This is a genomic window from Microbacterium sp. zg-B185 (assembly GCF_030246885.1).
Classification (GTDB): Bacteria; Actinomycetota; Actinomycetes; order Actinomycetales; family Microbacteriaceae; genus Microbacterium.
The window spans coordinates 1,723,881-1,737,698 of record NZ_CP126739.1 but is presented as its reverse complement, the minus strand read 5'-3'; the positions used below and the strand labels follow the sequence as shown (position 1 = coordinate 1,737,698).

The following is a 13,818-nucleotide window of genomic DNA, read 5'->3' as shown; positions in this document are numbered from 1 at the left end:
CTAAGCTAGGAACGACATCGGCATTCTGAAGGAGTCCTGCACATGAGCACTTCCGTCGTCCTCCCCGCGCTCGGCGAGAGCGTCACCGAGGGAACGGTCACCCGCTGGCTCAAGAACGTCGGCGACACCGTCGAGGCGGACGAGGGACTGCTGGAGATCTCGACCGACAAGGTCGACACCGAGATCCCCTCCCCGGTCAGCGGTGTGATCGAAGAGATCCTGGTGCAGGAGGACGAGACCGTCGAGGTCGGCGCCATCCTGGCCAAGATCGGCGAGCCCGGGTCCGCGCCCGCACCGGACGCCACCCCGGCGGACGCCGAACAGCCTGCCGAGCCGGCTGCTGCACCCGCGGCCGCTCCGGCCGCCGACGCTCCCGCTGCCGCTGCCGATGCCGAAGCTCCCCCCGCGGCCGCAGCAGCCGCGCCTGCCGCGGGAGGCAAGGACGTGGTACTGCCCGAGCTCGGCGAAAGCGTGACCGAAGGCACCGTGACGCGGTGGCTGAAGAACGTCGGTGACAGTGTCGCGGTGGACGAGGCTCTTCTGGAGATCTCCACCGACAAGGTCGACACCGAGATCCCCTCACCGTACGCCGGAGTCCTCCAGGAGATCCTGGTGCAGGAGGACGAGACGGTGGCCGTCGGTTCGCCGCTCGCCCGCATCGGCGACAGCGCACCCGCGGCCGAAGAGGTCGCGCCCGCGCCGGCTGAGACTCCCGCGCCGGCTGAGGCTCCTGCCCCTGCACAGGCAGCGCCTGCCCCGGCACCGGCACCGGCAGCGCCCGCCCCTGCACCGGCAGCGCCTGCCCCGGCGGCGCCCGCAGCCGCACCGACAGCCCCTGCCCCTGAGCCGCCGGCAGCCGCACCGGCGGTATCCGCACCGGCTGCCGCGGACGACTCGGACGTGACGGCTTACGTCACGCCACTCGTTCGCCGACTGGCCCAGCAGCAGGGCGTCGATCTTTCCACGGTCACCGGCACCGGCGTCGGCGGACGCATCCGCAAGGAAGACGTGCTCAAGGCCGCCGAGACCGCGGCTGCCCCCGCGGCTGCGGCGCCGGCGCCCTCGGCCCCGGCCCCGGCCCCGGCCACCGTCGAGATCTCGCCGCTCCGCGGCACGACTCAGCCGATGTCGCGTCTGCGCAAGGTGCTCGCCGAGCGCGCCGTGGCGTCGATGCAGTCCACCGCGCAGCTGACGACCGTCGTGGAGGTGGACGTCACGAAGCTCGCCTCCCTGCGTGACGCCGTCAAGGCGGACTTCCAGGCCAAGACCGGCGACAAGCTCTCGTTCCTGCCCTTCTTCGCGTTGGCTGCGGCCGAAGCGCTCCAGGCGAACCCCGTCGTCAACGCAACGGTGGACGGCGATCAGATCGTCTACCCGCCGTCCGAGAACCTCTCGATCGCGGTCGACACCGAGCGTGGACTGCTGACACCGGTCCTGCGGGATGCGGCATCCAAGAACATCGCCCAGATCGCGCACGAGATCGCCGACCTGGCCGCCCGCACGCGCAGCAACAAGCTCAAGCCCGACGAGCTCGCCGGCGGGACGTTCACGCTGACGAACACGGGCTCGCGCGGCGCGCTGTTCGACACCCCCGTGGTGTTCCTGCCGCAGTCGGCGATCCTCGGCACCGGCGTGGTCGTCAAGCGTCCCGGCCTGGTCTCCGTCGACGGCAAGGATGCGATCGCCATCCGCTCGTACGTGTACCTCGCGCTCTCGTACGACCACCGCATCATCGACGGAGCCGACGCCGCGCGATTCCTTGCTGCCGTTAAGGCGCGCCTCCAGGACGCCGCCTTCGAAGGTCAGCTCGGCATCTGAGGTAGTCACTGCTGCGCGACGTCGTAGACGTCGCGCAGCAGCCAGCCCCCGTCGGAGTGCACCAGCACCACCAGCTGCGGCGGCGTGCCGGTGGCCTCGGCCCGCAGCACCGCCGCGCCGCCGAACTCATCCAGCAGCGTGACCGATCGCTCCCCGGACGGCAGGTCCACCACGCCCGGCGGGAAGGATGCTCCTGGCGCCTCGAGCACCGCGCCCAGGCAGTCGGGCTCGCCGTTGCACGCGACGCGGGCGGTGAGCAGAGAATCCGCGATCGACGTCAGGTCGTCGCCGCCGCCGTCCACCACCGGCGGCGGCGGCGTCTCCTCGGCGGACGGGACATCCGCGCCCGACGTCGGCTGCGGAGTCGGGCCGGGCGACGGGCCGGGGACGGCCGTGCCGGCTGCCGGATCAGCGGCCGATGGACCGTCCGCTGTTCCCGGCCAGAGCACGCCGGCCACCACGACGGCGCAGGCCAGTCCCCCGGCGACCAGCCACTTCCGGCGGCCGGTCGGACGGCGAGCCCGCAGCGTGCGCCACAGTCCGGTCGTGACGCGCGAGACCAGGTCCGCCCAGTCCGAGTCGACATGCCGCGCCAGCGTGAACGGCCACGCGGCGACGGGGTCGGCGGCTTCCGGCGCCGTGGCGCCCTGTTGCGGGCGTGCCGCGACGCTGCGCGCCCGCCTCGGCCCGAAGCTCGTGGTCGCCAGCGCCGCCGGTGCGGCCACGGCGAAGAGGCGCTCCTCCGCCCGCTCGAGTTCACGACGCAGGCGGCGGGGATCGTCCGCGACGACGACCACGTCGGCGAGGGCATCGGCCACCGCCGGCACGCTGTGCGCCAGGTCGCCGAGCAGGCCTATCGTGGCCTCTGCGGCGGGACTGTCGCGGCTCCCGCACGCGAACACGGGACGCCCCACATCGGTGAGCCACCACGAGCCGCGTGCGTCGGCCGACTCCGGCAGCTCGGCGAGGCCTCGAAGAAGACTCACGCCGAGCGTCACCGCCTCCGGCGGCGACAGCTCCTCGTTGCCCGGACCACGTCGTGCGAGGAAATCCTCGATGCGCTCCGTGCACACGGGCAGCAGGACGTCATGGCCGTCCGGCCGGCGCAGCACATCCAACGGGGCGAGCACATGACCGTCCGCCCCGGCGCTCCACCCCGGCCAGTCCGCTCCGAGCGTCTCGGCATCCACCGCGACGCCCATCTCCCCGCCCGGGCCGGACACCAGCGAGCCGGGCCACGCGGAGTCCTTCCCGCTCTGCAGGGCGCGGATCACCCGGTATCCGCGACTCAGCCGATCCTGCGCACTGTCGGTCACCACTCGAGCCTGATCCGCGCAGCGGAACCGTCTCGGCCGGCAGGGGCCGTCTGTGCAGCACCCGGCGGCCTCCGGCGCTGGGGAGGAGCCGAACACCCCCGCGCGGAAAGGTAGGCTGTGCTCATGGCAGCACGCAGTACCTCGCCCGAGAAACGGCCCGGATTCTTCTCCCAGATCCGCACTCTGTTCACGTTCACGCAGAAGGCCTATCCGTGGCTCCCCTGGCTCCTGGCGGCGATCCTGCTCACCGGGATCGGCGTGGGTGTGCTCGTAGGCTTCCTGCTGCCTCCGGTGGCGATCTGGAGCATCATCCTGTGGAGTCTGACGGGCCTGATGCTCGGCGTGCTCGGGTCGCTGATGACGATGACCCGGCTCTCCACCAACGCCATGTACAAGCAGATCGACGGGATGCCGGGTGCCGCCGGTCACGTGCTGTCGACGTCACTGGGACGCAAGTGGCAGTCCAGCGAGATGCCGGTGGGTGTGAACCCCAAGACCCAGGACGCGGTGTACCGCGCGGTCGGCCGTGGCGGCATCGTCATCGTCGGCGAGGGCTCCCGCGGCAGACTGACGCGCCTCATCAACGATGAGCGCTCGAAGGCCCAGCGCGTGGCCACCGGAGTGCCGGTGCATGTGTTCTACGTGGGCCACGGCCAGGACGAGGTCCCCATCGCGAAACTCGCCTCCACGATCAAGTCGCTGCCGACCAAGATCGACCGGGCCACCATGGCCGCGGTCATCAAGCGACTCAGTTCGGTGTCGCAGTCGCTGGCGTCCCTGCCGATCCCGAAGGGCATCGACCCCACCAAGGCGCGCGCTCCCCGCCCACGCTGACGCCTCCTGAGCGCTACGCGCGAATGAGGACGGTACCGGCGACCTTGTCGTGCAGTCCGCGCTGATCGGCGTCCCAGATGACCGCGGGGATCACCACGATCAGCAGCGCGGTCCGGATGATCGGACGCCACAGCCCGACCCACGATCCGTCCACCCGGACCACCCTCATCCCGAGGATCCGGTGCCCCGGGCTGCCTTGGATCGTCGGGATGAAGACGATCTGGATCGCCGCGAAGATGGCCAGGATCGCGAGCGGGTCCCACCCGAAGAACCCGGAGATCAGGTAGGCCGCGCCGTAATCGATGAACAGCGCGCCGACGCGGCGCCCGAGGCGTGCGATCGAGCCGCTTCCGGCCGGTGGACGGCCCAGCCGTTCGCCGGGATAGCTCTGCGCTTCGTGAGTCACTCCCCCAGCGTAACCAGCCGTTCGTAACATGCCGGAAACATAGGTGGAACTGGCGGGCAATGCCCCCCGGGTACGGTGCCAATGACGCCCGCGCTGCGGGCGGCAGTCCCGATGCCCTACCTCTGGAGTCTCCATGTTCAGTGATTCATCCGAGGTGCTGAAGTTCATCAAGGACGAGGACATCAAGTTCCTCGACATCCGTTTCACGGACCTTCCTGGCGTCCAGCAGCACTTCAACATCCCCGCATCCACGGTCGATGAAGAGTTCTTCACCGTGGGTCAGCTGTTCGACGGCTCCTCCATCCGCGGGTTCGCGAGCATTCACGAGTCCGACATGCAGCTCATCCCGGACGTGTCGACGGCGTACGTCGACCAGTTCCGTGAGGCGAAGACCCTGATCATGATCTTCGACATCTACAACCCGCGCACCGGCGAGATCTACTCGAAGGATCCCCGCCAGGTCGCCAAGAAGGCGGAGAAGTACCTCGCCTCGACCGGTATCGCCGACACCGCATTCTTCGCGCCCGAGGCGGAGTTCTACATCTTCGACGACGTGCGCTACGAGGTGAAGCAGAACTCGAGCTTCTACAGCGTCGACTCCGAGGAGGGTGCCTGGAACACCGGACGCGAGGAAGAAGGCGGAAACCTCGCCAACAAGACCCCCTACAAGGGCGGCTACTTCCCGGTCTCCCCCGTCGACAAGCAGGCCGATCTGCGTGACGACATCAGCCTGAAGCTGATCGAGGCGGGACTCATCCTGGAGCGCGCTCACCACGAGGTGGGCACCGGCGGCCAGGCCGAGATCAACTACCGCTTCGACACCATGGTGCACGCGGCGGATGACATCCTGAAGTTCAAGTACATCGTCAAGAACACCGCCGAGCAGTGGGGCAAGACGGCGACGTTCATGCCGAAGCCCTTGTTCGGCGACAACGGTTCGGGAATGCACACCCACCAGTCGCTGTGGCTCGACGGCAAGCCGCTGTTCTACGACGAGGCCGGCTACGGCGGACTGTCGGATCTGGCGCGCTGGTACATCGGCGGCCTGCTCGCCCACGCCCCGGCCGTGCTCGCCTTCACGAACCCGACGATGAACAGCTACAAGCGTCTCGTCAAGGGCTACGAGGCGCCGGTCAACCTCGTGTACTCGGCGGGCAACCGCTCGGCGGCGATCCGCATTCCGATCACCGGATCCAACCCGAAGGCCAAGCGCATCGAGTTCCGCGCGCCGGACGCGTCGAGCAACCCGTATCTGGCCTTCGCCGCGCAGATGATGGCGGGCCTGGACGGCATCAAGAACCGCATCGAGCCGCACGAGCCCGTGGACAAGGACCTGTACGAGCTTCCCCCCGAGGAGGCGAAGAACATCCCGCAGGTGCCGAACTCGCTGCTGGACTCGCTGGATGCTCTGGCGGCCGACCACGAGTTCCTGCTCGCCGGAGGCGTGTTCACGCCGGAACTGATCGAGACGTGGATCGAGTACAAGATCGAGAACGAGATCAAGCCGCTCTCGGCTCGCCCGCACCCGTTCGAGTTCGAGCTGTACTTCGGAGTCTGATTCCGAGGGGTCTTAGGGACCGCACTCCCGGTTCCGAGGCCAGCAATTTACTGAGCCCCAGACAGCAGATGCCGTCTGGGGCTCAGTCTATCTCTGGGCGTTTACGGACGGCTACGGGGAGTAAACGGACAGGTTCTCGGACAGTGCGGATGACCGCTTCCGCGCACGCGCAGCGACGGCAAGAGGCACAGGCGAGACGCGGCGGGCCCGCAGCGTGTGGTTCGCTGCTCGGATGGCCGCCGTGATCGCCCTATCTGACGACGACGAACCCTTCGACGAGGGCGAAGAAGAGGCGTCCGCCGACGAGGGCGACGTGCCGGCCGACGACACTTCGGGAGAGACCCCGCAGCACACGCGCATCCGTTTCACGATTCGTGGCGACGACGGCGAGCCGCTGGACCCGAAGGATCTGACCGCGTTCAAGGGGGCACTCCCCTCGGGTTCGCTGGGACGAATCTTCGACGACGACTTCATGCGGTCTGTGACCAGCCCGTTCATGCAGCAGATCGAGACGCTGAAGCTCAGCGACTCCCTGATAAGGCTCCTCGGCCAGACGTCCGACCCCGGTGCCTTCGGGTCCGACGGGCTGAAGGTCACAGGCCTTACTAGCAACGCCTTCTTCTCGCCCGAAATGAATGCGTCGACATCGCAGTTGATCTCCTCGGCGATCGACCCTTCCGCGTGGGTGAAGGACTACGAGGGGCTCGCCGGCGCCGCACGGATGGAGAACATTCCGCCACTCATCGACACCGGCTGGATGAAAGACCTGCCCGGACTCACCGGTGTCGGGTCGATCACTGGCAACCTGTTCACGGACGCGCAGATGCAGGCGATACTCCCGGCGATCGTGATGCCGGATCTCGGCTTGCACATCGGCTTGCCGTCGTTCATCACCGACTTCGATGTCGAGCCGCTCCTCAGGTCGCTGAAGCTGCAGCGAGTTCCGTCGAACTGGGTGGACATTGACCTCGATCCTGACGACGCGAAAGAGTCCATCCGCGCGGTGCTCGCCGACGGCATCCCGCTCGGCTGGGTGCCAAGCGAACGGGTGGTGCAGCTCCTGCTGAACGCGCCGGATGCGCGTGCGCGTCGAGGGATCATCACCAACAACCGGCGTGGAATCCTCAATGACTGCGACGAGGTGCTCGGCGCGCTGCCGGCACCCCGCGCAATGAGATACGCCGACAAGCTTCGTCGAGCCACCGCTGCGCTGCGCGACGGTCACACCGACGCCGCGCAGGCGCTTGCGACCAACATCCTCGACACGCTCGTCGGCCACTTCATCGCCCCCGCGCTCGGGGTGCCGCGAAGCACGTTGGTGAATCCGACGTGGAATCATAAGCTGCTCGCGGACGGGTGGCGCCTCGCGCTGTCGTTGCTGCCGCTCGAGACGGTCATGCGGGGCCAGTTCGACGCCGACCACACCGGCACGGGCTTCCGCCGCAACGCCACCGTTCACGCGGTGACCGAGCGGCAGTACAACCGCATCAACGCCACCATCGCGATCATGCTCGCGACCTCGGTGCTTGCCTGCGCGGTGAGGGACACCAGCGCCTTCGACTGACCCGCTGAACTCTCCGCGGACGGGCCACCGTGCCACAGGGGTGGTGGGTCACGTCGGCGTGACCGCGAACGACCAGATGCACGCGCTTGCCGTCAGGCGGCCCGCGCAAGCCTGTTGTTCGCGAACGCCGACGAGCGCCCGCGCCGGGTTTCGCTGCGCGAGCTCGCCGATCTCGGCTCGGCCGCCGATCTCGTCGTCCTGTCCGGCTGCACCACCCCGGTGGGCGGCCCTCAGGACGGCGAGGGCCTCAACGGCATCGCCCCGACGGCGGCACTCGCCGGAGCCAGCGCGGTGAACGCCAGCCTTTGGCCGGCCGACGATCGGGCGACGCGGCTGTCTCTGACGACTCTGTACGACGTGATTGCTGAGGCCGCTGATGCCGGCTGCATGCTTAGGGCCGAAATGTTCACTGGCGCTCATCACGGCAGCGGCGGATCGTTGCTTGTATGACTCTGCAGGACATCGGCGACATCGGCGACATCGGCGACATCGTCCACGAGGACTGCGGGACGCTGTGGCGACGGAAGCCGGGCGCGACCTCGAGCTTCGCGGAGTTCCTCCACTTCCGTGAGCACTGGCTCGAGCTCTTCCAGGAGACGGACTGGAACCCGTGGCGGAAGGAAGAGTTGGCGCCGCAGATGGCCCGCGCCGACCAGGTCGGCGAGGAGTGGGAGCGGGCGGAGCCGGACTTCCGACCGCTGACCAAGCGGCAGGTGAGCGCGCGCATCGCCGCGATCAAGCGCCGAGTCCGGGTCGAGGGAGATAAGAACGAGGCCCGCTGGGAGCGGGACAAGGTCCGCTACGATGCCGAACGCGAGAGGGCGCGGTACGCGCTGCTCGAGCGGGAGGCCATCCAGGCGAACCTCGAACGCGAACTCGCCGGCCACCGGTCGGGCGCCCTGTTCCCAGCGATGTCGGGCGACCGACGAACCAAGGCGAACCTCGAACGCGAACTCGCCGGCCACCGGTCGGGCGCCCTGTTCCCAGCGATGTCGGGCGACCGACGAACCAAGGCGATCCTCGAGCTCGAGGCGAAGCGCGAGCACTGTGCCGCCGAACTCCAACGACTCTCGATCATCGTCGGAGACCGCGAGGAGGTTGTCGACGCAGACGGCAAGCTCCCGGCCGACCGCCGCCGGTGGAACGTCATCTGGTACCGGCACCTGCGGATCGAATGGGTCGGTGAGCTCAAGGAATCAATCGCGGCGCAGCAGCTGAAGATCGCCGGCACGAAGGACCGAAAAGAGAAGTCTACGCTGCGCGTCCATCTAGGGTCCGATCAGCGCCGGATGGAGACGCTGCTGGCCGTCCCCCGGCTCGAGGCCGAGCAGATGTGCGCGGACTGCTACACGCCGGCATTCCAGCACACCTCGGGAGGCCACATCTACGAGACGCGGCCCTGCCCGAATTGGCCCATGAACGCGGCCCGGATGGAACGGGTGCGGGAGATCCTGCGATCGGTGGCAGAGCGGAAGTCACCGACGGTACCGGAACCGCCCAAGCCGCAGCCGCTCGCGACGCTGCCAGGCGAGCTCCCGATCGCCGAGGTCATTGAGAGACTCTCGGAGCTTCGAGCCGAGCATCCGGACGCCGTCGTCAGGAAGGGCCGATTCAGCCGTTGGGAGATTTGGCCCGGGAACGTACCCGCACGGTGAGCCCGCGGCTCCGGATTGGACGTGAGAAGCGGGTCCGTGGTCCGAAATCGTCACCTAGACTGCGGGGCTCCACACGATTGGAGTTCAGATGATGACCACCACAAGGCAGTTCCTCGACGTCCGCATGCCGGGCCGGGAGTTCACTCTGGAGGGCGATGCCGCGTTGCTGTTTCAGGCGAAGGCGAGGCTCGGGCAGCCTTTCGACTTCGATGTCCCGGGTGAGGACGGGCCGATCCGCGTCGACTTCCACGGCCTACGCACGACGGCCCGACGGGTACCGGTCCCCGATTCGCCGACAACGGTGGGGGACGCGTAGACGCCGGACTGCTCGGACGCCGACGACTCAATCGTCCTCTTCGGCATCCGCCGGTTCCCACCCGAGCTCGCGCGCGAGCGCCGCCAGCACCAGGTCGCCCGATCTGCCCTCGTAAGGCGACTCGTTGCCGATCGACAGCGCCCCAGCGGTCACGATCGCCGCGTCGCGCTCGCCGACGCGGCTGACGATGCGGTCATAGACGCGGCCCGCCTCGTAGGCGACCATCGGGGCGTTGTGGTGGGCGCAGCGCGGTCCGCAGAGCTCGTCCTCCTCGTCAACCGCCCGCGAGAGCGCCTTCCGGAATTCCGCCGGCTCCCACGATTCGGACGTGCGCAGCCACTCCATCACCGTCGAGTGATCGGGGATGCGGGCGTCGCAGGCCTTTCGGAGCTCCCGGTCGGTCGAGCCGGCCGCCCTTTCGGCGACGTCCGCCGGCGTCGCGGTCATCGGGTTCAGGCCGAACACGATCCGGAACACGACGTCGGTGACCGCGCTCAGCGGCAGGTCGGAGCGTTCGTCGAACGCCTCGCCGAGCGTCTCCGGCTCGTCGAGGCCGCGCTGGATGTAGGAGACGAACTTGTTCAGCCCGTGCGTTGCCGCCTTCTCGCGGTTCATCCCTTGGATGCGCTTGTACGCCGAGATCGCGTCCCGCGCTGCCATCCAGGCCATCCGGTAGATGTGCCCGAGCGCAAAGGAGTCGGCCGCCTTCGCCGCGTGGGCGCGCAGGCGCTCCTGGTGCTGCGCGGCGGGGTCGGGCAGGTCGTGGACCGCGAACTCGTAGGAGAGGTAGCGGATGGCTTCCTCCGCCACCAGCCGGCGCGAGAGGCCCCTGCCCTCGGCGCGTTCCGTCGACCAGAGCCGCTCAAGCGACAGCCCGCGACGGAGATCCGCCGCGAAGGTCTCGAGCCGGCGGGCGACCGGCCCCTCGCCGCGCGCGGCGAAATGGGCGCGGTCCGCATAGAGACCGCTTCCGAGCGTCGCCGGCTCGTCGTCGTCCCACACGAAGGCATTCGTGGGAGACGACGGATGGACCGCCAGAAGATCGGAGTGCCAGGCGTCGACGAAGAACTCCCGAGCGGTTTCAGAGTTCGGTGCGATCGATCCGTCGCCGTAGCGGACGGGATGAATGAGACCTGACGGTTGGCCGGCGGCGTGGATCACTGCCAGAGCTGCGACGCGCGTTGCCACGGGTGCCTGGTCCAGCGCGTACCCGCCGTCGTCCTCGGTCGCGCCCGGATACCTCGTCTCGATTGCCAGGCGGCGTGCGGCATCGAGATCCGCCGCGCTGGCACGCCGAAGTTCTTCCGCCGCACGGGCGCTGGCTTCGCGTTCGGCCTTGCGTTCGCGGTTTGCGCGGGCGGCTGGATCCAGGACTCCCGCGGCGCGCTCTTCGAGCGTTCCGTTGCAGGCGCGGCACCGGACATAGTTGCCCCGGCGCGCCTCAGTGAGGGTCTGACGAGAGCTCAGGGTGAGCGGCGCACCGCAATCTGCACAGTGGAACTCCGGCGCAGTGGCGATAACGCCGGCCGCTGCCGCGTAGTACGGCGTGCCCGACCACGAGGCGTAGTCGAGATCGGAGACAGCTCGGGCCCAGACGATGTCGCCAGTGTCGGCGGAGAGTCCCTCGTACTCCCAGTACCGCTCCCCCAACGCCCTCAGCGCATCCGGCGCGTCCGGATTCGCGGCTAAGAAGAGAGCGAAGTCGGCGGGCAGAACGGTCTCCGGCATGATTGGATCGTATCCGCGCGAACAGACAACCACGGCCGCTGCCGCACCGGTCGGTCCCCTTCCCTCGGAGCTCAGCCTCGTCCGTGGCCATCGGCGCTGACCGCCTCAAGTGTCTTCATCAGTCGCTCGAAGTCCCTCGGGACGGGCAGGCCGGCGCGTAGTCGAGCAGGGCATCACAGCTAAAGGCGACCCGGAACCCCGCGGGTAGCCAGTCCTTCATGGCGCTTGGCGTCCCCCGTCCGCGATTCCCGCTCCTCACGGTGCCAATCGTGCAGCTCCCAGGACGGGCACTCGGCACGACACGTTCTGCGGGCAGGTACTCGATGATGTCGGCCCCTAGAGTGCCGTCGGCGTCAGCCCACTCACCCGGCGCAGTCCAACGCTCGCGTGAGAGAAGACGTGAGGTACTGCGACTCGCGTCGCGGTAGCCGATGTCATGCGACGACTCTCGAGTCGTCGTATGAACCTGAGGGACTTGAATCCCTGACCCCCTGCATGCCATGCAGGTGCGCTACCAGCTGCGCCACAGGCCCGGATGGTCTCGCGTCGTAACCAGAACCCCGGAATCTGGCCCTTCGGCTTCACTCCAGTGGTGATGTGAACCAGCATACGCGATCGGTATTCGAGGGTTCTGGATGGTACTCGAGGGCTCTCGGCGAATCTGAACCGTCCAGTAGACGACTACATCTCGAGTCCCCCGGCGTAACACCAACTCGACCGCGAGAGACTCGGTCATCGCGGGTGGCGTCGGCACGGAATGCGTCAAGGTGGGGCCGCCGACCGATTCGGATAGTTGTCGGCTCCGCACGGGATCGCCCGTTGCGTGTCCTGATAGGCGCTCCACGGGCTCGCCCCCTGGATCGATTCTGCTTCAGGAATCCTTCATGGCCGTCGTCGGCGTGATCCCAGTCGAGGGGCTGCCGGATGTGTTCGTGGTCACTCGCCGCATACGGACCGTCGCGACTCGGCCCCAACGAGCGTGCTGGACATCGAGCGGTGAGCGATCCTGCGGGCCATTCGCCTCATGGAACGTGACGAGCCATGGACTCTGTGTACGCGACGTAATCGAGAATGTCGGTTCGGGCTTTCAGTTCGCGGCGATAGAACTGATCGCCACGCTCGGGACGAAAGAACGGACTGACACGCCACCACATATCGCCCTTCGCAGGTGGGAAGATGCCCCGTCGCTTTGCTTTTGTTCGGACCGCAGCTCGGCCTTCGATGCCGAACGGCAGGAATGGGCTCGTTCCCCAACCGAGCGGCGCGGCATAGACGGGTAGTCGGATAGCCATGGCAAGCGCATAGGGATAGGTGCCTTCGCGGATATGGAATCGGTACTCATTCTTCGCCGCATCCCGCTCAGCGTCAGTTGTCGCGCCGAAGAACTTCAGTTTGATGAACTGGCGATGGTCCTCTTCGTGGTTGCAGCCCCAGAGCTTGACGAGAGCACTCCTTGAGAACGCCTTGGCAAAGTCGCCACGCGCTGCACCACCGAGCACCGTGGTCAACCTAAAGTCGTATATTCGTGGGTCCATGTCATTGGGATCGCGGTCGCTAGCCGTAGCAAAGTGGTCGTAGGTATTCCGCAGCACGGGGCCGCCCGACCAACCGTGGGTGAAGAAGTGGAGTTCCTCGATTGCACCTGCGCGCTGGTGCCCGATGAATGAGTACAGATCAAGAATCCCGGCGATGGAAGACACGCGATCCGGTGTACTTTTCGGCGGCAGCGATCCGTTCCAGTCCTTGTACTCCCGGAGCTCAAGGTCTTCGTAGTCGAAGTAGTAAAGATCCGTGCCAACACGCCTCTTGCGCGGGTGTGCGAAGTACCAGGGCCACTCCAGCGAGTTGTCCCGTCCACGAATGTAGATCACGATCGACATTTGAACCTCCTACGCATTCAGGTCTCAATTCTGAGCTTGGCACCAACGTGCTCCTGGTCTGGTGCTGCGACAACAGCTGCAAATGTCAGCAGGCGTTGTCGCAACATTCGTGTTGCCTCAGCCGGGGGTTAGCGGCTTCCGTTTATGGCCGCAAAGATCCCGTATGGCGCGTTTATGGATACGTGAGCGGACCCGTCGGTTCTGGCTCCATCCGGTGGGCGCTTAACCGTTCGGTTAACGATCCGCGATCCGAACCGTTCCGATTGATTCGCCATTCTTCACCACCGCATCTGCGAGACCAGCTTCCCGCCGGCCTCGTTGGACCGGGAACCGTACACTAGCGAACTTAAGTATTCTCCAATGTCGTCCGGGACGCCGGCTGGCTCGCTGCTTCCGTCCTGCGCTCCACGGCTGGACCACGGTCGCTCACTCATCCCGCCCGCCTCTCTTGGCGCCCATTGACGAGGTTGTACTCGCGCCGAGCATGCCACGCTCGCGCACGTGTTGCTAGGCACGAGCGGGAAGTGTACGCATCCGCGCGGAATCGTCTCAACATGTCGGGCCCCGGGGAGCTGCAACGCCCCCGCCGCCTGAAGTGGTTGGGCAGCGGTGTTACCGCTGTGGTCACTGCGGCGGATCGCTCCGTGCAGCGCCCTACGGGGGACCGAGGCCAAGAAGCACGCTCGGCGGTATATATACGGCGCGTGTCGGCGGCGCCCGAACTCTGAACGATTTCGCCGCGC

The 13,818-nt window shown here is 67.4% G+C and carries 10 protein-coding genes, 1 tRNA gene and 1 pseudogene; 7 read left to right on the top strand and 5 right to left on the bottom strand.

All coding sequences use genetic code 11. The annotated features are described in order from the left end of the window. Positions 1 to 42: 42 nt before the first annotated feature. Positions 43 to 1,818, top strand: a complete 1,776-nt coding sequence (gene sucB, locus QNO12_RS08330) for a 2-oxoglutarate dehydrogenase, E2 component, dihydrolipoamide succinyltransferase (protein WP_257503793.1) — start codon at positions 43 to 45, stop codon at positions 1,816 to 1,818. A gap of 5 nt (positions 1,819 to 1,823) precedes the next feature. Here the strand turns inward: sucB and QNO12_RS08325 are convergent, their stop codons facing one another. Beyond that, positions 1,824 to 3,134 (bottom strand): hypothetical protein, encoded by a 1,311-nt coding sequence (locus QNO12_RS08325; protein WP_257503794.1) that lies wholly within the window; start codon positions 3,132 to 3,134, stop codon positions 1,824 to 1,826. A 123-nt stretch (positions 3,135 to 3,257) separates the two neighbouring features. Here QNO12_RS08325 and QNO12_RS08320 point away from each other — a divergent pair, with 123 nt between their 5' ends. Further along, positions 3,258 to 3,968, top strand: a complete 711-nt coding sequence (locus QNO12_RS08320) for a DUF4191 domain-containing protein (protein WP_257503795.1) — start codon at positions 3,258 to 3,260, stop codon at positions 3,966 to 3,968. A gap of 13 nt (positions 3,969 to 3,981) precedes the next feature. Here QNO12_RS08320 and QNO12_RS08315 read toward each other — a convergent pair whose 3' ends face one another. Next, complete coding sequence (locus tag QNO12_RS08315; RefSeq protein WP_257522608.1) at positions 3,982 to 4,404, bottom strand: RDD family protein; 423 nt, start codon at positions 4,402 to 4,404, stop codon at positions 3,982 to 3,984. A gap of 103 nt (positions 4,405 to 4,507) precedes the next feature. Here QNO12_RS08315 and glnA point away from each other — a divergent pair, with 103 nt between their 5' ends. The 5 genes and pseudogenes from glnA (at position 4,508) to QNO12_RS08290 (ending at position 9,467) form a co-directional block, all read left to right on the top strand. Next, positions 4,508 to 5,932, top strand: a complete 1,425-nt coding sequence (glnA, locus tag QNO12_RS08310) for a type I glutamate--ammonia ligase (protein ID WP_257503797.1) — start codon at positions 4,508 to 4,510, stop codon at positions 5,930 to 5,932. Between the two features lie 232 nt (positions 5,933 to 6,164). Then, complete coding sequence (locus QNO12_RS08305; protein ID WP_257503798.1) at positions 6,165 to 7,496, top strand: hypothetical protein; 1,332 nt, start codon at positions 6,165 to 6,167, stop codon at positions 7,494 to 7,496. A 108-nt stretch (positions 7,497 to 7,604) separates the two neighbouring features. After that, positions 7,605 to 7,946 (top strand): annotated as a pseudogene (locus QNO12_RS08300) (CHAT domain-containing protein); the annotation flags it as partial. Further along, positions 7,943 to 9,151 (top strand): hypothetical protein, encoded by a 1,209-nt coding sequence (locus tag QNO12_RS08295; RefSeq protein ID WP_257503799.1) that lies wholly within the window; start codon positions 7,943 to 7,945, stop codon positions 9,149 to 9,151. The pseudogene QNO12_RS08300 and the gene QNO12_RS08295, both read left to right, overlap by 4 nt. Positions 9,152 to 9,239: 88 nt before the next feature. Next, positions 9,240 to 9,467, top strand: coding sequence for a hypothetical protein (locus QNO12_RS08290; protein ID WP_257503800.1), 228 nt, complete (start codon positions 9,240 to 9,242; stop codon positions 9,465 to 9,467). 27 nt (positions 9,468 to 9,494) lie between these two features. Here the strand turns inward: QNO12_RS08290 and QNO12_RS08285 are convergent, their stop codons facing one another. The 3 genes from QNO12_RS08285 to QNO12_RS08275 all read right to left on the bottom strand — a co-directional run bounded on the left by QNO12_RS08285 (position 9,495) and on the right by QNO12_RS08275 (position 13,075). Then, positions 9,495 to 11,195: a hypothetical protein gene (locus QNO12_RS08285; protein WP_257503801.1), complete on the bottom strand. Its 1,701-nt coding sequence runs from the start codon at positions 11,193 to 11,195 to the stop codon at positions 9,495 to 9,497. 461 nt (positions 11,196 to 11,656) lie between these two features. Then, a tRNA-Ala gene (locus QNO12_RS08280) sits at positions 11,657 to 11,728 on the bottom strand. Positions 11,729 to 12,217: 489 nt separating this feature from the next. Then, entirely contained in the window at positions 12,218 to 13,075 is an 858-nt protein-coding gene (locus tag QNO12_RS08275; protein ID WP_257503802.1) for a hypothetical protein, read from the bottom strand. Positions 13,076 to 13,818 lie beyond the last annotated feature (743 nt).

Bases quoted from the DNA above. Each gene is read 5' to 3' on its own strand.
- QNO12_RS08275 (WP_257503802.1), bottom strand. From the start codon at position 13,075: ATGTCGATCGTGATCTACATTCGTGGACGGGACAACTCGCTGGAGTGG.
- QNO12_RS08320 (WP_257503795.1), top strand. From the start codon at position 3,258: ATGGCAGCACGCAGTACCTCGCCCGAGAAACGGCCCGGATTCTTCTCC.
- QNO12_RS08305 (WP_257503798.1), top strand. From the start codon at position 6,165: ATGGCCGCCGTGATCGCCCTATCTGACGACGACGAACCCTTCGACGAG.
- QNO12_RS08315 (WP_257522608.1), bottom strand. From the start codon at position 4,404: ATGTTACGAACGGCTGGTTACGCTGGGGGAGTGACTCACGAAGCGCAG.
- glnA (WP_257503797.1), top strand. From the start codon at position 4,508: ATGTTCAGTGATTCATCCGAGGTGCTGAAGTTCATCAAGGACGAGGAC.
- QNO12_RS08295 (WP_257503799.1), top strand. From the start codon at position 7,943: ATGACTCTGCAGGACATCGGCGACATCGGCGACATCGGCGACATCGTC.
- QNO12_RS08290 (WP_257503800.1), top strand. From the start codon at position 9,240: ATGATGACCACCACAAGGCAGTTCCTCGACGTCCGCATGCCGGGCCGG.
- QNO12_RS08285 (WP_257503801.1), bottom strand. From the start codon at position 11,195: ATGCCGGAGACCGTTCTGCCCGCCGACTTCGCTCTCTTCTTAGCCGCG.
- sucB (WP_257503793.1), top strand. From the start codon at position 43: ATGAGCACTTCCGTCGTCCTCCCCGCGCTCGGCGAGAGCGTCACCGAG.